The sequence below is a fragment of the Gardnerella sp. DNF00550 genome (genome assembly GCF_049262685.1).
In the GTDB taxonomy this organism is placed as follows: Bacteria; Actinomycetota; Actinomycetes; order Actinomycetales; family Bifidobacteriaceae; genus Bifidobacterium; species Bifidobacterium leopoldii.
Window position 1 is genome coordinate 592268 of record NZ_CP058397.1, and the last position, 23088, is coordinate 615355.

A 23088-nucleotide genomic window follows, 5' to 3' on the forward strand; every position below is an offset into this window, starting at 1 on the left:
TGTGTATTTTTATTAGCAAATATCGTATCTGATTTAATACGAGTATGTTTTAAATAAAAAATAACAAAAAATAAATAAAAATATTAAGAAAAAATGCAAAAATGGCTACATTTGTAGGGAAAATGTACTAGTATCTAGTATGAACGTGACCTTTGAAGAGAAGGTCCCCTGACACAAAGGATGCTGCATGGCATACAACAAGTCTGATCTCGTTTCTAAGATCGCACAGAAGTCCAACCTGACCAAGGCACAGGCCGAAGCCGCCGTCAACGCATTCCAGGATGTGTTCGTTGAGGCTTTACAGTCCGGTGAAGGTTTGAAGCTTACTGGTCTGTTCTCCGCAGAACGCGTAAAGCGTGCTGAGCGCACTGGCCGCAACCCGCGTACCGGTGAAACAATCAAGATTCCAGCTTCTTACGGTGTACGTATTTCTGCTGGCTCCTTGTTGAAGAAGGCTGTCACTGCCTGAAATTAAGCGTTTTTCGTATTTATTACATTAAACAAATACTATTTGCGCAAAAACGAAGATGGGCACTCCAAAGCTGGGGTGCCCATCTTTTATAAATCTCCTCGTTCCATTTTTCGCAAACGCGGCTCTGCGCTATCTTTTGCTCCCGTAATGCGGTAAACGTCAAAAACGCCTTCAATTTTACGGATAGCAGCAAGTAGAGTTGCTAAGTGCTGAGGATCTGCCATTTCAAAGGTAAATTGACTTGTTGCAACACGGTCATCGCCTGTAGCAATAGTTCCGGAAAGAATATTTACTCCATGATCTGAAAGAACGCGAGTAACATCCGAAAGAAGATGTTGTCGATCCAATGCTTCAACTTGGACCTTAACCAAGAACAAGCCTTTATCGCTAGTCCATTGAACAGGAATAACGCGCTCTGATTGAGTTTTTTGCAAATCGAGCATGTTCTGGCAGTCAGTCCTATGCACAGACACACCTTGGTTTCGTGTTATAAAACCAATAATCATATCTCCTGGAACTGGCATGCAACATTTTGCAAGCTTTACCCAAACGTCTCCAACACCCTTAACTGATACTCCCAAAGCGCCGTTAGACTTATGGCTGCGCTCAACATGACGTAAAGGCAATGCTTCTTGTTCTACTTCTTCTGCAACTTCATCAGCGCCCGCATCTTTTACTAAACGCGAAATAACATTCTGTGTAGAAACTTGGCCTTCGCCAATAGCCGCATATAAAGACTCAACATTAGTAGGCAAATTCAATTCATCAGCAACGCCAATTAATGCCTGCTGCGTCATCAAAGTAGTTAAAGGCAAGTTACGTTTACGCATAGCGCGAGTTAGCTCATCCTTGCCCTCTTCAATCGCCTCAGAGCGGCGTTCCTTGCTAAACCATTGACGTATTTTATTTCGAGCACGAGGAGATTTTACAAAACTCAGCCAATCGCGTGATGGTCCAGCTGTATCCGACTTTGAAGTAAGTACCTCTACAGTGTCACCGTTTGAAAGCTTCGTATCAAGAGGAACTAAACGTCCATTTACACGAGCACCCATCATGCGATGACCAACTTCAGTATGCACAGAATATGCAAAATCAACAGGAGTTGCATCCTGCGGAAGCGCAACAATACTCCCCTTTGGAGTAAAAACATAAACTTCAGAAGCACCAAGATCTTGCTTTAATGAACCTAAGAATTCATCTGAATCTGGAGTCTCACTAGTCCAATCAGCAAGCTGTTGAATCCACTTAAGATTATCTGCTTCGCTAAGCTCTTTTTTGTCATCAATATTATTTTCGCGTTTTAAATCATCATTATCAGGCTTACTTAAAGCGCGACCAGCCTGACCATTAGCTTTGTACTTCCAATGCGCTGCGATACCAAATTCAGCACGCCTATGCATATCCCATGTGCGTATTTGAATCTCTACTGGCTTTCCACCAGGGCCTACAACTGTAGTATGCAAGCTTTGATACATATTCAACTTTGGAGTTGCAATGTAATCCTTAAAACGTCCTGGAACAGGGCTCCATCGAGCATGCACTGCACCTAATGCTGCATAACAGTCACGAATAGAATCGACTATTATTCTCACGCCAACTAAATCGTAAATATTAGCAAAATCATGACCTCGAACGATCATCTTTTGGTAAATAGAGAAATAATCTTTTGGTCGACCTTTTACTGATGCTTTAACGTGTTGTTCTGCAAGATCTGCATTAATTTCTTCAAGAATTTGTCGTAAATAAACTTCGCGCTGACCTGCTCTACGAGCAACTAAAACAACAATTTCATTATAAATTTTTGGATACAGTACTTTAAAACTCAGCTCTTCAAGTTCAGTTTTAATTGCATTCATACCTAAACGGTTAGCAAGAGGCGCATATACGTCAAGAGTTTCTCTTGCTTTTTTATGTGAACTTGATGGCTTAACATACCTCCAAGTGCGAGCATTGTGCAAACGATCCGCAAGCTTTACTACAAGCACTCGCACATCGCGGCTCATTGCAACAACCATCTTACGAATAGTTTCTGCTTGAGCACTTTCGCCATATTCCATGTTGGATATTTTTGTAACACCATCTACAAGACCTGCTACAGTATCGCCAAATTCAGCTCGACATTCTTCTAGCGTGTAATCTGTATCTTCTACAGTGTCGTGTAATAATCCTGAAGCAACAACAATTGGTCCCATTCCAAGATCTGCAAGAATTTGAGCTACAGCAAGAGGATGAATAATGTATGGCTCACCAGATTTGCGTCTTTGACCTGTATGCTGCTTTACAGCACGATCATAAGCTCTATGAAGAATGCTCATATCCTCATTAGGATGATGCCATTGGCACATGCTCAATATTGGCAATAATGGATTTCGAGAATCTTCGCTGATTTCACATCCGAGCCTATTGGATCCTTTTACATCCTCTTGAAGTTCACCCATTTGGCACCTCCTGGTACTTTTACTATCCTACCTGCAATTCGCTCAATACACTACAAAAACAAAAAATACATACAATAAATCCGACTCAGTTTTAAAAACCGGTCGGATATTTATAAAAAGATTATTGTACGCCAGTGGAGCCAAAACCTTTATCAGAGCGATCAGATTCAGGTAATTTAGATGCGGGAATAAATTGTGCTTCTACATAACGTTGTATAACCATTTGAGCGATACGATCACCTTTATGGAATTGCACTGTGTTCTCAGGATCTAAATTAATAAGAGGAACCTTAATTTCACCACGATACCCGGCATCAACTGTTCCAGGTGCATTTAGCACAGTCACACCCTGTTTTGCTGCTAAACCAGAACGAGGATGCACTAAAGCAACATAACCTGCAGGTAAAGCTATAGCAACTCCAGTAGGAACAAGCGCTCTCTGGAAAGGACGCAAGGTAAAATCTTGGGTAGTTCTTAAATCGGCACCTGCATCACCTGCATGCGCGTAGCAAAGCGGCTGTAATGTAGATGTTTCATCATCGAGATACTTAATTAATACCTCAACCTGTTCGGGGCCAGTATAGGTCTCGTCATATGCCATTTAAGCTGCGCACTCCTTGCAAATAGGCTGACCATCAGCATTAGTTTCAGCTAACTGGCTGCGATGCTTAACTAAGAAGCATTCAGAACAAATAAATTCATCGCCTTGCATAGGGATAACAGTTACGGATGCATCTTCGTTACTTAAATCAGCACCTGGCAACTCGTAGTCTTCAGCAATAGCATTTTCATCATCGTCAATATCGCTGCTTGAATTTTGAGAACCTTTACTCAAAGCTTCCAACGACTCTTCGTCCTCATCTTTGCTACGAGGAGAATCATAATCCTGTGCCATTATGGTCCTTTCGTTTTTAAAGCTACTTACGCGCATAGCATACACGAATGCTACCCCGTATATTACACATTTTTTATTTTAAATAAAATGGTAAAGAATGCAGTGTATGGACTAAAGTGTATAAATAGTATTGTTAAAAGCGAAGAAAGTGGTGCATAATGCTTGAAAATCCGCCAAAAGAGGCGAGTTTCGACCATATTGACGCAGACGGTAATTTGATTTTCATTTGTGAAAACACGCCGTTACGTATTCAAGTGGACGACACGCTGGAACGCGCCATCGCTGGTTCACATAAAATTACGAGTAAAAACAGCGATGAACAGAACTCAGCAAACGCTGGCGCAAATTCTATGCAATCTAATGCAACATTGCCTATTTCGCAAATTCAGGCATTGATTCGCGCAGGAGTTGCACCTTCACATGTAGCACAAAGATACAACGTTAGTGAAGCACAAGTTAGGCGTTTTTCTGCAGGCGTTGAAACCGAAAAGCAGTATGCAATTGAGCAGTTCCTTCTAGTACCTGCTCCTAAACAAAGCAATATGCGCACTATTGCAGATTTAATTGAAAGAACGTTAGCTAAAGCACATATTGGCATGGAAACAGTGCAATGGAAAGCAACGCGCAGAGGATTAGAGCCATGGCGAATTACTGCTACTTTCAAAACTGCTAGTCGCACTATTAAAGCTGAGTGGACATGGAACATGCATGACAACTCTGTTGCATGCGCGAACCCTTCGTCTAGATTATTGCTTGGTGAAGATGTTAATGCAGCGGATACTTCTAAACAGTCTCCATATGGTGGAGCTTATAGAGACACTGTAAGCATTAATTTCCCATTCAACACTGAAGAGCTTCCAGGAAATTCTATTCGTTCTGCCAGAATCGAACGAGCTGTTTCTCAATGGGAACTTAGAAACAGTGACAAACTTGCAGATGCACAAGCCCAATCTTCCTTCGAAAATCAGGACAATGATTCTGACATACAGCAAGTATTAGAAAAAGGCTATTCTAAGCGTTCTACTAAAACAAATACGCAATTTATTAAAGAAGATAATTCTCAGCAGCCTTCGCTAATACAACCGGATGCTGAATTTATTAATAGAAACGAAACGAATAGCAAAATCGTCAATGAGTCTAATGAAGCGCAAAAATCATTGGCTGCAAAAGTTCAAAATGCTGAAAAAGCAGATATTGTTAGTACGAATTTGCAAAAAAATGCTGCTGAAAGTAATCAAAATTCTGCTAAAAATAATCAAGAAATTAATGCTAATGGTCAAGAAAAATCATCTTCTGAGCACAATAAACGTAAAGCTGGAAGAGCAGCAGTACCAAGCTGGGATGAAATATTATTTGGTGAAAGCTAAATAAGAAGTTTAAAAATAAATTTTTCGCTTATTGACAATATGTGTGACACTCTTAGTAAAATTTGAGTGTCACACATTTTATTTGCTAAGTTGTGATTTATAAAAACATTTTCAATACTAGAAGCAAAAACTCACTAATTACACTAAATCTATGAGGCACGGAATATCCATTTCCATGTGAGTCATTGATCCATGAACGCTAGGTAAACTCATAGCTTTATCAGATTGAATGCGAGAATCAACAATTGTGTAAGCTCCACAAGCTTGCACAATAACATCGCCAATAACAGCCTCTGCCCTGTTGTTTACTAAACCAAAAAGACCATCGTCAATGGCTTGTTTTTTACTGCGTACAATTGCATTAGTTCCAAAATATTCACGCCAACGGTAAATAATATCTTCAGGATTTGCGTCACTGTTAGCATACAACATTACAGAACGAGGTTCACCACCAACCATCGATATGCCTTTTATCAGCTTATCATGCTTAGCAATATCAACTCGCTTATTTGGATCAGATTTAATCATCCCATGATCTGCAGTAATAACAATTAATGTTCCAGGAGCACAATTTGCTCGCAAAAGACGCAACTGCTCGTCAATTTGCTCAAAAACAGAAACCCACTGCTGAGAATCCCAACCATAATTATGACCGGTTTTATCAGCGTCACGTAAATACATATAAGTTAAACCTGGAGTTTTACTGCTATTAGCAGCCTTAAGAATGCGAGCTCTAGGAGTTCCAGCAGTAATATAATTTGCTCCACGAAAAGCAGCTTTGGTAAGAGGAGTATTTTCAAACTTTGGTAATCCCACGCTATCTGCACGGACTCCATTAGAAACTAAACTTTCAAATATAGTTGGCTCTTGCTGCAAAACTAGCGGATCAGGCGCATCATTAAATTGAATAAGCTGCGCAAGTTTACCAGTTTGAGAATTCTTTTGCGTGTAACCGGTCATACAAGTAAGACCCGGACATGTGCCTGTTCCAAAAGTAGCCATTGCAGCAACAGTTGTGCTTGGGACGCACGTGCTAATTGGTCTTTGATTTATTGATTCGTTAAGTAAGGATCGTAAATAAGGAGCGTGACCTTTGCGCATAAGAATATTCCAGTATCCTAAACCATCTATTAGCACTACAATTGCAGAATTAGATTTAGGGAAACCAAGGCTTTCTCGTAAAGCGTGTGGATCGTTATGAATAGCTGTTTTGACAGGAGCATCTATTGCATCACTTAAAGCTGGAAGAACCGAAGATATATGTAACGCTCCACCAAGATTTTTTTCATTAAAATCATAAGAAAAATCTTCATTAACTACGAAATTAGAAAAATCACCGTACTTAACATTACCAACGAATTGTAAAAGATCATTTTCAGACGGTATTTCAGCACTCATACTTACTATTGAACCACTTATATTGCATTGAACAAAACGCGAATAACAAATATTTATATAAATAACTAGTCAAATTGCTGAAAAATTCAACAAAAACATGCTGTTTGTGCATATAAATTGGTAAGATTGATAGCCGTAATGTCATCCAAGGAGTTCTAAATATGCCCTCACGCCATCACTCAACACAGCAAGCTTTCGACCCAAGAAAAGTTAAAGAGCATATTGTTGAAACACCATTGAACGAAGAAATGAGCAAATCCTTCTTGGAATATGCTTATTCAGTTATTTATGCTCGAGCTTTACCGGACGCACGAGACGGAATGAAACCAGTGCAGCGACGCATTGTGTATCAAATGGGCAATATGAATTTGAGTCCTGATCATGCTTATATGAAATCAGCGCGCGTTGTTGGTGAAGTAATGGGTAAACTTCATCCTCACGGTGATTCTGCAATCTATGAGGCAATGGTTCGCTTAGCTCAACCATTTTCCCTACGCTTGCCACTTGTTGACGGACACGGTAATTTTGGTTCTCTTGACGACGGTCCAGCAGCTTCTCGATACACAGAAGCGCGTTTAGCTCCTGCATCACTAGGTATGAACGCGGATATCAACGAAGATACAGTTGATTTCGTACCAAATTACGACAATAAACTAAAAGAACCTACTGTGCTTCCTGCAGCTATTCCAAATCTTTTAGTAAATGGCGCTTCTGGAATTGCTGTAGGCATGGCAACTAATATGGCAACACATAATCTAGGAGAAGTAGTTGCTGCAGCAAAATATGTTATGAAACATCCTGACGCAACCCTAGATGATCTTATGAAACTAGTTCCAGGACCTGACTGGCCTAGCGGAGGAATTATCATTGGTCGAAGTGGCATTCGCGAAGCTTACGCAACAGGTCGCGGAGCATTCACTACAAGATCTACAACACATATAGAAAATATTACTGCTCGCAAAAAAGCTATTATTGTTACAGAACTTCCGTTTATGGTTGGACCAGAACGCGTTTTGGAAAGAATTTCTCAAGGAGTTAAATCAAGAAAATTAGATGGTATTTCAGGTGCTATTGATTTAACAGATCGACATAACGGAACTCGTATTGTTATTGAGATTAAGACAGGCTTTGATCCTAACGCTGTGCTTGCTCAACTTTTTAAGCACACTCCTTTGCAAGAGAGCTTTACTATTAACAATGTTGCACTTGTTGACGGCAGACCTCACACAATGGGCTTGAGAGAGCTATTAGACGTTTGGATTTCTCACCGCAGAACAGTAGTACGCAGACGCAGCGAATTTAGGCGCAAAAAAGCTCAAGAACGCTTACACTTGGTTGATGGCTTGCTTCTTGCACTTCTTGATATTGATGAAGTAATTCAGGTTATTCGTTCATCTGAAGATGCAGATAGTGCAAAAACTAAGTTAATTAAAGTATTCGATCTTGATGAAATTCAAGCACAGTATATTCTTGACTTACGTCTTCGCAGACTTACTAAAATGAGCCGAATAGAGCTCGAAGCTGAACGCGACGATTTGCTCAAGAAAATTGAAGAGCTAAATCAAATATTAAGTTCTGAAGCGAAACTCGACAACGTCGTAATAGCAGATATGGATTCTGCGGTTAAACAATGGGATACTCCACGCAGAACAATTTTGCTTGACGAAAATGAAGATGGTAGTTTTACTCCAGTAGCCTCCAGCATAAATAAAAACAGTGAGGATATTGCGATTAAAGCTGTGCAATCAGCAAATAAAATTACTTCAACTCAAGCAGATTTGGCTGCAGCAGCTAATGCAGCTCGTAAAACTGGAGAAGCTGACGCATCTTCTGTTGCAATGCAATTAAGTGACGAGCCTTGTGCAGTAGCATTAAGTACTTCAGGGTTAATTGCCAGAACAAGCATTGCAGTGTTAGAACATTGGAATTCGCACAACAACAACGTATTTAACACTCCTTGTAAAACAATGTTTGAAACAACAACGCGTTCAACTTGTGCTCTTGTTACTTCATCTGGTCGACTAGTTCTAGCTCATGTTGCAGATTTGCCACAACTTAACTATGAAGAAGGAAAACCTGCGCTGCTCAGCCACGGAGTAAAAGCACAAGAATTGCTAACTTCCACACAAAGCACGGATCCAGTAAGAGGAGAACATGTAGTTTCAGCAATAGCATTTGATGCCTCACAAAACGCTACTCCACTTGCAATCGGCACACGAAACGGTGTAGTTAAAAGATGGAATTTTGAAGCTCCAACTACCATGGATTCATGGAGCATAATTGACTTAAAAGACGACGACACCGTTATTGCTGCAGCCCCAGCGGAAGACAACGACAGACTTGTGTTCATTAGTAGTGATTCTTCATTACTTACTTTTGACGCTAAACAAGTTAGGCCACAAGGACGTACAGCAGGCGGAATGGCAGGTATTCGTTTAGCAGAAGGCGCTAAAGTTGCAACCTTCGCAGTAGTGCCAGAAAAATCAATAGAGTGGCATTACGAAGAAGGCGAAAATGGTTTATTCTCCGCTTCTGGAACAGTAGTGTTCACCGTTGCTGGAGACAGTGAAGCTCTTCCTGGAACCGAAAACGGTTCTGCAAAGATTACTCCATTTGACATGTACCCAACAAAAGGTCGCGCAACTGGTGGCGTGCGCTCGCAAAGATTCCTTAAAGGTCAAGATACGTTGATACACGCGTACGTTGGATACTATCCATTGCAAGCCGTTACAGAAGGCGGAAGCAATGTTGAGCTACCTAAACCAGATATGCGTAGGGATGCTTCTGGAACTGAGCTTGTTTCCCCAATTGCACATATTGGATAGCATTACGAACAATTTTTAGAAAATTATTAGTGATTAGTCACCAATAAGAAAATAGATAATATAAAACTAAAGCTATTAAAAATTAGGTAAATTTTTTAAAGAGAAAGGGAAAATATGTCATTTTGCACTCATTGCGGCAGTAGCATGGTAGACGATGCAAAGTTTTGCGAACAATGCGGTACGCCTAACGAAAATTACGAAGATAAAACTAAAGAACAAGAAATAAATCAAGTAGAGCAACAAACACATGCACAAGAGTTGCAAAAAGAACCTAATAAAGGTAATAAAAATCATAAGAAAAAAGGTGCATTCATATCAATTATTTGCGCAATAATCGTTCTAGCTATAGTTGCAGCCATTGGAACAATTTATTACATGACGAGAGTACAGACAAATTCAGGTATGGCTACAGTGCCAGTAATTAAAGATACAAATGCTCAAGCTGCTGCAACGAATTTACGCTCAAAAGGTTTTAAAGTACAAATTGTTAGGGAACTTAATAAACGCAAAAAAGGTTCCTTCATTTCATTAAAAGGCATTAAACCAGGTAGTAAAGTTAATCATTCCACAAAAATAACAGTTGTGGAATCTCTTGGTCCAGGTATGCCAAAAAACGTTATTGGGAAAACTGTAGACGAAATTACTGACGAAGTAAAAGCAATGGGCTTAAAAGTAGAAGTTCATAAAGTTCCTGCAACAGTAAAGCCTGGAACCATTATTTCAACTTATCCTATGCCCGGAGAAGCTTTTAATGCAGCTTACGAAGGTGACAATATGCATATTGCTATTGCTAGTAAATGCAACAAAAAAGTAGTACCTGCAGACTTGTTAGGAAAAGATATAGACAGCGCAAAACAAATACTGGAAAAAGTTGGAATAACGAAATACGAATTAAAACCACGATTTTCTTCTCGTAATCATATTGATAAAATTGTGGGCTCCTACCCTGCATTGGGTGAAGAAAATTTGAAAGAAGTAAAAAAAGTTACTCTATACTACGGTGTTGATGCAAGTGAAACAAAAGAAGTACTAACTAAAAAGAGCATCTGGACGGAATAAATAATGCTGATGTCCGCGTAACAAAAGGCCTTTCTCCAATTGCAGGAGTTTGGTGTAATAAAGGCGGCGAATGCTTATACTTCAATGAAATGCCATCGTTTGTTGAAGGTGAATCTACAGTTGTGTTAGGGACACGCGTTGGCGATCTCATGAATGATGGAGCTAAGCCTATTATGATAAGTGATGAAAATTATCTTAGCATGAATAACTATTCGCAAGATATATCTGGATCTATTCTATACGATAAAAAATTACCTATGAATGATATGATGAAAAATCATTTACTTTCCGGCGATACTGGCGCAGTAGAATTCTACAAAGGATTAGATTTGCCATCTTGCGGAAACAATATATTTTCCCCATCACCAGGTGTAAGAGTTTGTGAACATGGTAAAGATATAAACGCAGAAAACAGCCCTGAAAAATTTGATGATCAAGGAATGTATAAAGGTTCTAACAAAGATGCTAATACAGGATTAACCTACAAAATGCATGATTTCTTTGTGCTTGTTCCTGTAAATACAAAATTTGATGAACTTGAAAAGAGCGGATACTTTAAAGGCAAAGGGAAAAATAAGCCTGATTTTAGCCGACCATTCATTATGCGAAGAGATCCAAAGCTGTACGATAAAACACAAGTAGCTATTCCTGATGGAGTTACTGGACCCGATTATCCAACTAGCCCGTTTGTGCCAACGAAAAAGAACAAGCCAGTGCCTTTCGCGCCAGCTCCAGACGACGACAATGTTTATTACAAGATTGAAGAACCTTTAAATTGGTTAAGGTTCGATATTATAAAAACCTTGTAGTTAAAATTTGACGTTGTAAAGCAAATAATATTAGCACTTAAAAAACGCTTAATCATTTGCTTATCAATAAAATTAAGCCCTTCTAGTTGTAGTATTTCAACTTTTTAAGGGCTTAATTTTATTATAAGAGATTATTATGCATAAACGCGCATCAGACGCACATGCATAAAAGTCATTACAGCGAGAAGAATAAGCAAATAAGCTGGAAGCAGCATCATGGAAACATTCTGTGCAACTATTCCAAAAATCGCAGGTATTACCATAGAGCCGATGTATGCGCTTGCCATTTGCATGCCAACAATTGCTTGAGACTTATCAGCACCAAAATAATGCGGAGTTGAATGAATGATGCATGGATAAACAGGAGCGCAACCAAGTCCAATAATAATGAATCCTGTAACAAGCTCAATATGATTCGGCAAAGGCAGCAGCAACACCAGAATGCCCATAAGCATTACGCACTGCCCAATACGAATCATGGTTGCATCGTTAAAACGCATAGTAAGAAATCCGCTTACAAAACGACCAACCGTAATACCAACATAGAACAGGCTTGCCCAACCAGCTGCAACAATGCGGCTAACTCCTCCATGCAAAACCATGTAACTACTAGCCCACAAGCCTGCAGTTTGTTCCAACGCACAATAGCAAAAGAACATAATAAGTATATTTTTAGCTCCTGGAATGCGCAAAATTCCCGCATAAGATACCTTTTCAAAAGATTTTGTTTTTGACTCAACGATCTTATTCAATTCATTCTTTTTATTGTTTTTCCACAACGGCAAACTCATGAGCAGCACAAGTGTTAAAGCAATCTGCATAACGGCAATATACTGGTATCCAGCAGTCCATCTTTGACCATGCGAAAGCGCAAAACCCATAATATAAGGACCTGTAGAAGCACCAATTCCCCACATGCAGTGAAGCCAGCTCATATGCCAACTCTCATAGTGCACTGCAACGTAGTTATTAAGAGCCGCATCCACTCCTCCAGCACCTAAACCGTAGGGTATAGCTAGAAAAATAAGCACAAGATAATTCGGAGCAAAAGAAAAACCTAGTAGCGCTAAAGCTGTTAGAGCAACTGAAATAAGCGTAACTTTCCCAGGGCCAAATTTGCACGTAAGTTTGTTCGAAAGTAATGCAGAGATAATTGTTCCTGCAGAAATAACCATTGATATTCCGCCAGCCCAAGAAATTTGCGCACCAATATCGTGACTCATCGTAGGCCACGCAGCTCCTAAAAGAGCATCCGGCAAACCCAAACTAATAAAAGCAAGATAAATAACAACAAGAAGAAGGTTAATCATAAAAATTCCCAAACATTAGTACTTCATATTTCTAACGCAAACACGCCTTCATAAAGCAATATAAAGGAATATAAATATACAAGGCGACATAAAACAACGCAAACAACATGCCGACATCAGGTATCGATTTTGGAACGATCAAAGTCATCAGCGTTATCAACAATAAACTGCTTGCGCGGAGGAACATCATCACCCATCAGCAAATCGAATACTTCGCTCGCTTGCTGAGCATCTTCCATACGAATCCTTCGAAGCATACGGGTTCTAGGGTCCATAGTAGTGTCTGCAAGCTGATCCGCATCCATCTCGCCCAAGCCCTTATAGCGCTGAATATCGCTGTTAAAATCAATGCCCTTAGCTTGCAAATCATCAAGCTTTCCAGCCAATTCGTCGTCTGAGTAAGTATAAATATACTCACCCTTTCGCTTTCCAGCGAGCGCAATTCTGTGGAGAGGCGGCACTGCAGCATAAACATGACCGTGCTCAATAAGCGGACGCATATAACGATAGAACAGCGTCAGCAGCAAAATACGAATGTGCGCGCCGTCAACATCAGCATCAGTCATCATAACAATCTTGTTATAACGCGCTTGCGAAATATCAAAACTTGCGCCCGATCCTGCTCCAACAACCTGAATAATTGCAGCACACTCTTTGTTTGAAAGCATTTGTGCAAGACTTGCCTTTTGCACGTTCAAAATCTTACCGCGAATTGGAAGAAGCGCTTGGAAAGCAGAGTTTCTAGCAGCTTTTGCAGTGCCAAGTGCAGAATCACCCTCGACGATGAAAAGTTCTGCAACATCGTCGTTTCCAGGTTGGCAATCAGAAAGTTTTGGTGGCATTGAAGCAGACTCAAGCGCATTCTTTCTGCGCGTAACTTCCTTAGTTTTACGCGCCTGAATACGCGCATGCATTTCGGAAACGATTTTTTCCAAAACCCTAGCAGACTGCTCTTTGAATCCTCGCTTAGATCCAGTAATCATTTCGCCAAATTGAGCATCAGTCATTTTAGTAACGATTGGCTTAACTTGTGCGGTTCCAAGAACATCCTTAGTTTGACCTTGGAATTGAGGCTCAGCAATGCGAACAGTTATGACTGCTACCAATCCTGCTGTAATGTCGTCTCGCTCAATTTTCGTATTCGAATCTTTAAGATTTACTTTTAGTTTGCGTGCGTTGTCTTCAACAGCTTTACGAATTTGCTTGGTCAATCCTTGCAAGAATCCGTCAACGTGCATACCTCCGCCAGGAGTTTCAACAACGTTTACGAAACTAATAATCGTTGAATCGTAGCCGTTTACCCAACGCATTGCAATGTCAACGCCGCACTTACGCGTTACTTGTTGAGCATGTAAATCTCCTGCAGAATCAACAGCTTGCGTTTCTTCTACATATGTATCTTCGCCAGAAATACGCCAAATATCCGATACTGCTTCACCTTTTGAAAGAAAATCAACGAAATCTTTGACGCCACCATTATGCAAAAATTCAACTACTCGAGGATGATGCTTATTTTGCATTGAGTTAGCAGACTCAGCATTTGCAACAGATTGTGCAACTGATTCTTCAGATTCAGCATCTTCATTCGCGATATTTTCAGTCTCATCTTCAGAATCATCTTCATCTTCTAATGTTGTTTCAGATTCTAATTCTTCAAATTCAGGCACAGAGTCATCGCTATTATCAGACTGGTTTTCAAGAAGATTATCTTCTGCAGCATTATCTTCTACAACATTGTCTTCTGGAGAATCAATTTCTTCAATATTTGCAGATTCACCTTCAGGCACATGCTCGTCAATAACAGTAATTTTTAAGCCTGGAACCAGGAAACTTGTTTGACGCACGCGAGCAATAAGCTGCTCATAGCTGAAATGCGCAGTTGAGTTAAAAATTTCTGGATCCGCCCAGTAGCGTACACGAGTTCCAGTAGTTTTTGGCGAAACAGTGCCAATAATTTCAAGCTCAGTAGGCTTATTTTTTCGCGTGCGCTTAAACGGAGAAGCAGGAGATGGATGCTCTGGATCTGCATCACTATAAACTCCAGGATGTCCCTGATGGAACGCCATATGATGCGTTTTACCGTCTCTATCAACTTCGACATCCAAACGCAAACTTAAAGCGTTTACAACAGAAGAGCCAACGCCATGTAAACCGCCTGCAGCATTATAAGAAGCGTTGCCAAACTTTGCTCCAGCGTGAAGCTTAGTTAAAACAACTTCAACACCTGTAAGTTTTGTTTTAGGCTCAACGTCTACTGGAATACCACGACCGTTATCTGCAACTTCAATAGATCCATCGTCGTGAAGAGTAACAATAATATGATCGCAAGCTCCAGCTAAAGCTTCGTCAACTGCGTTGTCAATAATCTCCCAAAGGCAATGCATTAAACCTTGACTGTCTGTAGTGCCAATATACATGCCCGGACGCTTACGAACTGCGTCTAAGCCTTCAAGCACAGTCAAGCTATCAGCATCATATTGCTCTTTATGAGAGATCACTTCTACCCCTTGCACTTATTAAACGTACAACCGATTATTTTAAGCAATAAGTGTCGTACTATCGCAAAAGCAACAATACGACACTTTGTAATATAACTTCACACAATCACTGATCTAAGAAGTCACGCAAAGTCTGCGATCTAGAAGGATGACGCAGCTTAGACATTGTTTTAGACTCAATTTGACGAATACGTTCACGAGTAACACCATAAACGCGACCAATATCGTCTAAAGTCTTTGGTTGACCATCTTCCAAGCCATAGCGCATCTTAATAACTCCAGCCTCTCTAGGGGCCAAAGTTTCCAAAACTTGCCTAAACTGTTCTTGAAGAAGCGAGAATGCAACAGCATCAGACGGTGCGATTGCGTCAGTATCTTCAATCAAATCGCCAAACTCAGAATCGCCATCCTCACCCAAAGGAGTGTGCAAAGAAATCGGTTCACGACCGTACTTTTGTACTTCCTGAACCTTTTCTACTGGCATATCCAGTTCGCGAGCAAGCTCATCTGGTGTAGGTTCACGACCTAAATCTTGAAGCATTTGACGCTGAACCCTAGAAAGCTTATTAATAACTTCAACCATATGCACTGGAACTCGAATAGTACGAGCCTGATCTGCCATAGCACGAGTAATAGCCTGGCGAATCCACCAAGTTGCGTAAGTTGAGAACTTAAAGCCCTTCTTCCAGTCAAACTTTTCAACTGCACGAATCAAACCAAGGTTACCTTCCTGAATCAAATCAAGGAAAAGCATGCCTCTACCCGTATAACGCTTAGCAAGAGAAACAACAAGACGCAAGTTTGCTTCAAGAAGATGATCTTTAGCTTTCTTACCATCTGCTGCAGCCCACTTAAGCTCACGCTTACGCTTAAACTCCATTTGATCAATTTGAGTATCAAGCAAATGCTGAGCATACAATCCAGCTTCAATACGCTCCGACAAATCAACTTCTTGCTCAGCGTTAAGCAAGCTCACGCGACCTATCTGCTTTAAATAATCCTTAACAGGATCTGCAGTAGCGCCTGTAGCAATTACACGACGCTTAGGATTACCAGACGGAGTCAGATTATCATCATCGTCATCGTCTCGTACAACAAATGCGCCTTTTGCTTGTGGCACTTGCGGAGCATCATGCTTAATTTCGTCGTGATCATCAATTTCATCAAGATCTTCAGACTCTTCATCATCAAGATCATCTGCAACGTCAATATCGCTTAAATCGTCAACATCAGATATATCTTCTGGCTGGATATCGTCTAAATCATCAAGATTCAAATGTTCATCATCAACATCAAGATGTGGATCGTCATCTAAAGGATCGCCAATAGATAATTGATCTTGAGATTCAATATCTACGCTATCCTCAGTTTCGTCATGTTTAGCATCAGACGATACTGATTCAGTATCAATCTTGTTGTCTTCAGTTTTCTTTGAGCGAGAACTGCGTGTCTTGCTATCAGCTGACGAAGTTCGAGTACTGGTTTTACGCGCAGCGCTAGCCTTGCGAGTTTTTACAGGCTTAGTATCATCTTGCATTTCGTCGCTGTCGACCGTTGATCCAACTTCACTCGTCAAACTGTTCCTCCTGTATTATCCCCTTGTAACGCATATAGGCATAGTTCATGCAAGGGCAAGTTTTACCTTAAGTAGTAAACCATTTAAGCAAGACGATTATTCCCCAACTAATTTTTTGCGGCGTGGCGAATTATTCAATCCATGCTGGCTCAAGACCATTTTCGAATGCTCCACACACTATTTTTGCCATAGAACAATCAGGATCAATGCGCAATGCACAATCACAATAATACTTTATTTCTCCTAGCCTAAACCACCAGCTGATATAAGCTAATAAAGCGTAAACTTGCACAGATAATTTTGGAATGCTTTTAGTAATAATAGCCATAGATTTTAAAATTTTGCCCGCGAAAATAGCTCTCTTTATATTAGGCTTATTATTTGTTTGAGCGAATTTTGCTTCTAAACAATGCCGCAAATTACGAGATACTTCAGGAGTGTGAGGACACCAAGCAAATTCCGACAAAGTTTTTTCGTCATACCATTCTTGATTTTCATCCAAAATAGAAATAAGCATTGCATCACGAACATTAATATTATGCAACATTGCTATTGGCAGGTTTACTAGATCATATCCAAACATTTTTTCATCGTAAGCAAACATATTGTACCATCGCATAAGTGCTCTGCTTGCACTATCTCTAATAGCGTATTGCTTGCCATTTCGATCAACATTTTCTATAAAAGCTTCCGAAACTGCCGGAACCCAATATTCTAATCCTTTAATCCATTGCGCACTATCACTACAGTTGTTATAAATATATTCCTTAGAGAAAGTCATAAAAAAGCTGCACTCTTTGGAAGGATATATATTCCCATTAATATCTGAAATTTCTCTTCCAGCAAAACTTTCAAAATCTTCTGAACCTGCAAAATCTAAACAACCATTAAAAGAATTAGCGCTTTCACCATAAATTTGCATAAGACTTTGCATATCAAAGTCATCCATACAATTATGCGATATCTTTGTTTTCAAATCATCCTCTACAATTTCCATGCATACTCCCCCTCATTTTTTACATGATTTTTTATTTTGATAATCAAACTATGCAATAGCATTTTTTGATATATTGAAGTTTCTCAAGACATAAGTCAGCATTCAATAAAAAACTATTTCCGCGGTGAAAAGCTTATTAAACCATAATAATAACTGCGTTTTGTAATGTTCAGCCCTGTGGATAACTTTCATAATATGAGCACATTTATAGGCAACAATTACAGTCTTAACGATATTGAATCTAGAATTACTTTTTTAATTTCTCAGCAATTTAATACGGGACTAGAAGATAATCTTTCATCCACATGTGCGCAAACACTACAGCAAGTAATAAAGCAAGCTATTGTTTCAAGCGAAGGCGGAAAACGTCTTAGAGCTCTTCTTACGATTTCAGCATTTTACGCTGCATCAAAAGAAACCAATATTCAAAAAATCCATGAACAGTCTGTATTTGACATAGCTTGTGCTCTAGAAGTATTTCAAACAGCTGCATTAATTCATGATGATATTATTGACGAATCTTATTTGAGACGTGGAAAGCCTAGTGCGTATTGTGCATTAAGTAAAGCTTGCAATAATAAGCATATTGGCACAGGCTTAGGTTTAATGCTGGGAGATCTACTTGCCACAGAAAGTTTCGATATTGCAAGAAATTGCGCGAAGAATTTTACTTATGGCGAGGAATTGTTAGCAGCATTTGCGTCTATGCAAAGAAATGTTGGTATTGGTCAAGTATTGGATTTGTCTATAGAAATGATGCAACTAGATAATCCAATACAACTTGCGGAATCATCTTTGAATGTTTTTAGATGGAAAACAGCCAGTTACACTACTGTTGCTCCATTAACTCTCGGCTTTCTTGCAGCAAATATGCAACCAACTGAAGCATACAATCTTGCTAATTCTATTGGCAATTCGTTAGGCATTGCTTTCCAGATTGCTGATGATTTGCTTGATATTGTTTCAGATAGCAAGATTACAGGTAAGCCTATTGGCGGTGATATTAGAGAAGGTAAGCGTGCAGTTCTTCTTGCAGATGCTTTGCAATACGGAAACGATAACGAAAGAGAAATACTATTAAAAGCTTATACGAGTAGTACTAGGAGTGAAGATGATGTAAATAAAATAATACAGATTTACCATACTTCTGGTGCTATTGAAAAATCAAAAAGCGAATTGAGAATCTATGGAATGATTCACAACAAGCAATCGAATCAAGTACTTTGAGCGATAGTGGAAAAACTATTTTGCATGAAATTAGCAAACGATTTATACCAGAAGCATGGCGTAATGTACAATAATATTTAGTAAATAACGCTCGAAATTAGCCTTCTTTACTATCTTGCTTGTACACTCGTAAGTAGCAAAAATGGTTTTACGCGTATAAGGATTGTGACAATGGATGAAGCTACGCAGGCGCAGCCAGGTATGCGCATTGAAAATCGCTATCGCATTGTGCGCAAAATAGCTCAGGGTGGCATGGCTACTGTGTATCAAGCAGAAGATGAACGCCTTGATAGACCTGTAGCAATTAAAATCATGCACACTCAACTTGCTCAAGGAGTGCATCGCCAGCAATTTATTGCTAGATTCCGCAGAGAAGCAACCTCTGCTGCAGCAATTGCCAATCCACATATTGTACAAGTTTATGATACGGGCGAATATGATGGGCTTGATTATCTTGTGATGGAATATGTTCATGGCGTTAATTTGCGTTATGAAATGAATATGCAAGGCACATTCAGTGTGCGAGATACGCTGCGTTTACTTGCAGAAACTTTGGATGGTCTCGCTTCTGCACATAATGCTGGAGTTGTGCATAGAGATATTAAGCCGGAAAATATTTTAATTAACGATCGAGGTCATGTTCAGATTACTGATTTCGGTTTAGCTAGAGCAATTTCGCAAGCAACATTATCTTCTACAGGATTGCTTCTTGGCACAGCAGCTTATCTTGCTCCTGAACTTATTGAGCATAATCTTGCAACTCCTCAAGGTGATTTGTATTCAGCGGGCATGATGGCTTGGGAAATGCTTGCAGGAAGAGTGCCTTTTACTGCAGATAATCCTGTTACGCTTGTTTTCAAGCATGTGCATGAAAACACTCCTTCAATTGCTACAGCTTGCCCTGGAATTAGCGAAAAAGTTGCACAATTCATAGCAAACCTCACTGCTCGCGACATGAACGAACGACCTAAAGATGCAAGTGAAGCATTAGCAAAATTACGTGCACTTTCTACACAATTAAACCCTGAAGATTGGCAATACAAAGCAGAAGAACCACAAGAGTTTTCAGAAGAAACAGACTTTTCTCCTATTAATAATTTGCGTGTTCCCCCTGAAGCAAATTATTCGGACAAATTGAATCCTAATAATGACTCAGATGCTACACGAGCGATAAATACTTCAGGCTCTAATTTTTCTGCTAATTCCAACTCTTTATTGCAAAATGCTACAGACGAAACTGTTGCAATACCTAGAGATAATTCTGTAGGTGAACTCGATTCACGCACAAATAATGATCTACATAATCCTGAAGTCAATAATGTAGCAATAGACAATTCACTAGCGAAGTCCAACAGTGCTTTCGATGCGAATAATCTTCAAAAAACACAAGCTATGCAATGGCATGCTACTAATGCAGAAGATGTGTCATACAATTCGCAAGATAATCCTTTAGAAGAATTTGACGATAGCAATATGCCAACAATTGCTATTAGCTCTCGCAATTTTAACAACAACTTAAATGCAACAAAACCATTGGGCCTGTCATATACAGAAAAGGACTTAGGAAACAAGTCTAACCGCTCTTCTAAAAAGCGTGTTTTCATTATTGCAGGTTTAAGTACAGCTGGAGTATTAGCAATTGCTGCTATTGGTGGTTTTTGGTATTTCTTAGGTCCTGGCAGTTATTGGACGCTACCTAAGCCTGACGACCTTCAATGCAACAATTATGCATCTTGCAAAATAACTGATGTCAATTGGCAACGATATGAGCACACGCTTAAAGTTGCTGGAATTCCTTACACAGTTTCAAAAGATTATAGTGACGATGTGCCAGAAGGAAAAGTAGTTTCAACAAATCCTGATGTTGTCGGAAGCCATATTCAAAAGCACAATAATAGTGCTCTTAATGTTGTAATTTCGCGTGGAATTCGTAAGGCTACAATCCCGGACGATATTACAGATCCAAAGACTTACAATGGCAAAAATCCTTTGAAAACATTGCGTAAAGCAGGCTTTACTAACATTATTCACGATAAGTCAGGAGATACGTATTCTATAGATATACCAGCTGGCAGCTTAATTGATATTAACCCTAAACCTGGCACGCGCATGAACCATAACGAAGAAGTAAGTATTTTACTTTCTAAGGGACCTAAGCCTGTACAAATGCCAGATATAGTTGGGAAAACAAAGAATGAAGCTGACTTAGCTTTGACTGACGCTAAGCTGGATATAAAGTACGAAGAAGAAAATAGCGATACTGTAGCAAAGGGTAAGATTATCCGCGCTTCTGTTGAAGCTGGTTCTGACTTACATTGGGGCGATAGCGTTAAAGTTGTTGTTTCAAAAGGTCCAAAAACTGTTACATTGCCAAACGTTTGCGGAAAGAGCAGTGATGAAGCTAGAAGGATTATTGAAAGTCTAGGGCTTAAAGTTCGTGTTTCTGCTCCACTTGGTGATTTAATGCACGTAGTGCGCTTCCAATCCCCTGGAGCTGGAAGCGAAGTGCCATTGAAGGATTCTAATGGAAATCCTTCTATTATTACTCTTACAGTAATATAAGCGTGTCTTAAGTATTATAAAAGCGGCGGAAGCTCAATAACTTTCGCCGCTTACATATTTGAACATAAATAAAATTTAAATATATAATAATGTTAATCTAATAGCATGAGAATCAGCATTATATTTTACTTATTTTCGTTACTTTCTTCACGTTTTTGACGCATACGTTCTTTTACGGTTTGAGCATATTCATCAACGTATTCTTGACCACTCATTTGCTGAATAGACTTAGTTACTTTATCTGTAATTTCGCGTAAACGCTCGTGAGTGATCTCACTTTCGTCACGAACACGCTCTACTTGAATAGGCTCGCCATAAATCGCCTTAGTCTTGCCTTTTGCTGGAATAACTTGACCATGCACTTGTAATTCTCTAGTTCCAATAATTGCAACAGGTATAATCGGGCAACCTGTTTCAAGAGCAAGACGTGCAGCACCAGTATGACCACGATATAAACGACCGTCTGGGCTTCTTGTGCCTTCAATATGAATGCCAAAAAGCTGACCTTTTTCTAATATTTCACAAGCATGATTCAAAGCGCCAAGAGATTTTGCGCCTCCAGAACGATCTACAGGGAAAACGCCCACAGAAGTAAACCACCACTTCTTAAAACGACCCTTTAAACCTTTGCCTTCAAAATATTCTGCTTTACCCATAAAGTGGATCATACGAGGACAAGTCAATGGCAGAAGCGCGTCATCAATAACAGCAAGATGATTTGCAGCAATAATAGCTCCACCTTTTTTAGGTACATTTTTAATACCTTGCGCTGATGGATGAATCCTCATGCGGGCAATACCCCCAAGTCCCTTCACGAAGAACCAGTACAACATACCATATCCTTTCTTGCAAGTCCAATTTCGAACATTTTAAGCATAGAATCAGGAAGACTTGCTACAGTATAGTTCATGACTTCTTCTAAGAATACCAACGACCCTCGCCGGGATGACGAGTTAACGTCAGAATCGTTAAAGAATAATCAAAAACAAAACAACGGAGATTTTGATGACGAATGGTCATCTTTTGTTGCAGAACATTCTGATGACATGAACGATATTGCTAATTCACGTAGCGCAAAAAGTTTTGAAAAGCACGCTCAGAAAGAAGAAAAAAAGAAAGAGCGCAACACTATAGCAAGCGACAATAATTCTAAAAATCAAAAAAGTGTAATAAAAAATAAATTTAACTTAAAAAATCTAAGTAGCCATAAATCTTATATTATTCCTACTAGAATGCAAGATTCTCACACGATTATAACTGCTAAAGGTCCTCGTGATAATACCCGCACAAGTTGGCTCGATTTAGATAAGACTATGGAAGACTATGGCGATGATTTTGTGCCTCCAAATCCACAATTTTATAACGTATCTTTAGTTAATGTAGTTTTGTGGATTCTATTTGTTATAGGTATCTTCGGCGTTATTGTAAGTGCTTTTATTCCTACTATAGCGAACATTGTTGGTATTATATGCGGCTTATTAATGCTACTTAGTGGAGCAGGATTACTTATGAATCGCAAAAAACCTGATCCGTATAAAGAAGATTACAGCGATTATGGAGATGGTGCTCGAGTATAGCTAATAATCAATCGAATATAATAAAAGGCGGCATGATTTTGATCACACCGCCTTTTATTTATATTTTACTTTAGTAAG

At 39.5% G+C, this 23088-nt stretch carries 16 protein-coding genes and 1 pseudogene; 8 read left to right on the forward strand and 9 right to left on the reverse strand.

All coding sequences use genetic code 11. The features are described 5' to 3' along the window. Nucleotides 1-187: 187 nt before the first annotated feature. Nucleotides 188-469: an HU family DNA-binding protein gene (locus tag HXT29_RS02145; protein WP_004119480.1), complete on the forward strand. Its 282-nt coding sequence runs from the start codon at nucleotides 188-190 to the stop codon at nucleotides 467-469. 89 nt (nucleotides 470-558) lie between these two features. Here the strand turns inward: HXT29_RS02145 and HXT29_RS02150 are convergent, their stop codons facing one another. The 3 genes from HXT29_RS02150 to HXT29_RS02160 all read right to left on the reverse strand — a co-directional run bounded on the left by HXT29_RS02150 (nucleotide 559) and on the right by HXT29_RS02160 (nucleotide 3805). After that, nucleotides 559-2910 carry a RelA/SpoT family protein gene (locus tag HXT29_RS02150; RefSeq protein WP_004119477.1) on the reverse strand — a complete coding sequence of 784 codons (2352 nt, stop codon included), beginning with the start codon at nucleotides 2908-2910 and terminating at the stop codon, nucleotides 559-561. Nucleotides 2911-3031: 121 nt separating this feature from the next. Then, nucleotides 3032-3511 (reverse strand): dUTP diphosphatase, encoded by a 480-nt coding sequence (gene dut / locus HXT29_RS02155; RefSeq protein ID WP_004106773.1) that lies wholly within the window; start codon nucleotides 3509-3511, stop codon nucleotides 3032-3034. Beyond that, nucleotides 3512-3805 (reverse strand): DUF4193 domain-containing protein, encoded by a 294-nt coding sequence (locus HXT29_RS02160; protein WP_004106775.1) that lies wholly within the window; start codon nucleotides 3803-3805, stop codon nucleotides 3512-3514. It lies immediately after the preceding gene. 158 nt (nucleotides 3806-3963) lie between these two features. Here HXT29_RS02160 and sepH point away from each other — a divergent pair, with 158 nt between their 5' ends. After that, nucleotides 3964-5172: a septation protein SepH gene (sepH, locus tag HXT29_RS02165; protein ID WP_422118430.1), complete on the forward strand. Its 1209-nt coding sequence runs from the start codon at nucleotides 3964-3966 to the stop codon at nucleotides 5170-5172. 138 nt (nucleotides 5173-5310) lie between these two features. Here the strand turns inward: sepH and HXT29_RS02170 are convergent, their stop codons facing one another. Further along, nucleotides 5311-6570, reverse strand: coding sequence for an alkaline phosphatase family protein (locus HXT29_RS02170; protein ID WP_064340448.1), 1260 nt, complete (start codon nucleotides 6568-6570; stop codon nucleotides 5311-5313). A gap of 161 nt (nucleotides 6571-6731) precedes the next feature. On the opposite strand from HXT29_RS02170, the gene HXT29_RS02175 reads away from it, so the two are divergent. The 3 genes from HXT29_RS02175 to HXT29_RS02185 all read left to right on the forward strand — a co-directional run bounded on the left by HXT29_RS02175 (nucleotide 6732) and on the right by HXT29_RS02185 (nucleotide 11263). Continuing rightward, nucleotides 6732-9395: a DNA gyrase/topoisomerase IV subunit A gene (locus HXT29_RS02175; RefSeq protein WP_422118431.1), complete on the forward strand. Its 2664-nt coding sequence runs from the start codon at nucleotides 6732-6734 to the stop codon at nucleotides 9393-9395. 144 nt (nucleotides 9396-9539) lie between these two features. Then, complete coding sequence (locus HXT29_RS02180) at nucleotides 9540-10454, forward strand: PASTA domain-containing protein (protein ID WP_422118432.1); 915 nt, start codon at nucleotides 9540-9542, stop codon at nucleotides 10452-10454. Nucleotides 10455-10543: 89 nt separating this feature from the next. Then, nucleotides 10544-11263, forward strand: a complete 720-nt coding sequence (locus HXT29_RS02185) for a hypothetical protein (RefSeq protein WP_422118433.1) — start codon at nucleotides 10544-10546, stop codon at nucleotides 11261-11263. Nucleotides 11264-11397: 134 nt separating this feature from the next. Here the strand turns inward: HXT29_RS02185 and HXT29_RS02190 are convergent, their stop codons facing one another. The 4 genes from HXT29_RS02190 to HXT29_RS02205 all read right to left on the reverse strand — a co-directional run bounded on the left by HXT29_RS02190 (nucleotide 11398) and on the right by HXT29_RS02205 (nucleotide 17644). After that, nucleotides 11398-12573 (reverse strand): MFS transporter, encoded by a 1176-nt coding sequence (locus tag HXT29_RS02190; protein ID WP_422118434.1) that lies wholly within the window; start codon nucleotides 12571-12573, stop codon nucleotides 11398-11400. Between the two features lie 116 nt (nucleotides 12574-12689). Then, entirely contained in the window at nucleotides 12690-15071 is a 2382-nt protein-coding gene (locus HXT29_RS02195) for a DNA gyrase/topoisomerase IV subunit B (protein ID WP_410299628.1), read from the reverse strand. A 106-nt stretch (nucleotides 15072-15177) separates the two neighbouring features. Next, nucleotides 15178-16647: an RNA polymerase sigma factor gene (locus HXT29_RS02200; RefSeq protein WP_410299627.1), complete on the reverse strand. Its 1470-nt coding sequence runs from the start codon at nucleotides 16645-16647 to the stop codon at nucleotides 15178-15180. A gap of 130 nt (nucleotides 16648-16777) precedes the next feature. Beyond that, nucleotides 16778-17644 (reverse strand): hypothetical protein, encoded by an 867-nt coding sequence (locus tag HXT29_RS02205; RefSeq protein ID WP_415705934.1) that lies wholly within the window; start codon nucleotides 17642-17644, stop codon nucleotides 16778-16780. Between the two features lie 195 nt (nucleotides 17645-17839). On the opposite strand from HXT29_RS02205, the pseudogene HXT29_RS02210 reads away from it, so the two are divergent. Next, nucleotides 17840-18945, forward strand: a pseudogene (locus HXT29_RS02210) (polyprenyl synthetase family protein). 97 nt (nucleotides 18946-19042) lie between these two features. Further along, a complete protein-coding gene (locus HXT29_RS02215) occupies nucleotides 19043-21433 on the forward strand; it encodes a Stk1 family PASTA domain-containing Ser/Thr kinase (protein ID WP_415705930.1) in 2391 nt (796 codons plus the stop codon). 125 nt (nucleotides 21434-21558) lie between these two features. Here HXT29_RS02215 and HXT29_RS02220 read toward each other — a convergent pair whose 3' ends face one another. Next, complete coding sequence (locus HXT29_RS02220) at nucleotides 21559-22266, reverse strand: lysophospholipid acyltransferase family protein (RefSeq protein WP_415705928.1); 708 nt, start codon at nucleotides 22264-22266, stop codon at nucleotides 21559-21561. 75 nt (nucleotides 22267-22341) lie between these two features. On the opposite strand from HXT29_RS02220, the gene HXT29_RS02225 reads away from it, so the two are divergent. Next, nucleotides 22342-23010, forward strand: coding sequence for a hypothetical protein (locus HXT29_RS02225; protein WP_004106798.1), 669 nt, complete (start codon nucleotides 22342-22344; stop codon nucleotides 23008-23010). The last annotated feature ends 78 nt before the right edge of the window (nucleotides 23011-23088 follow it).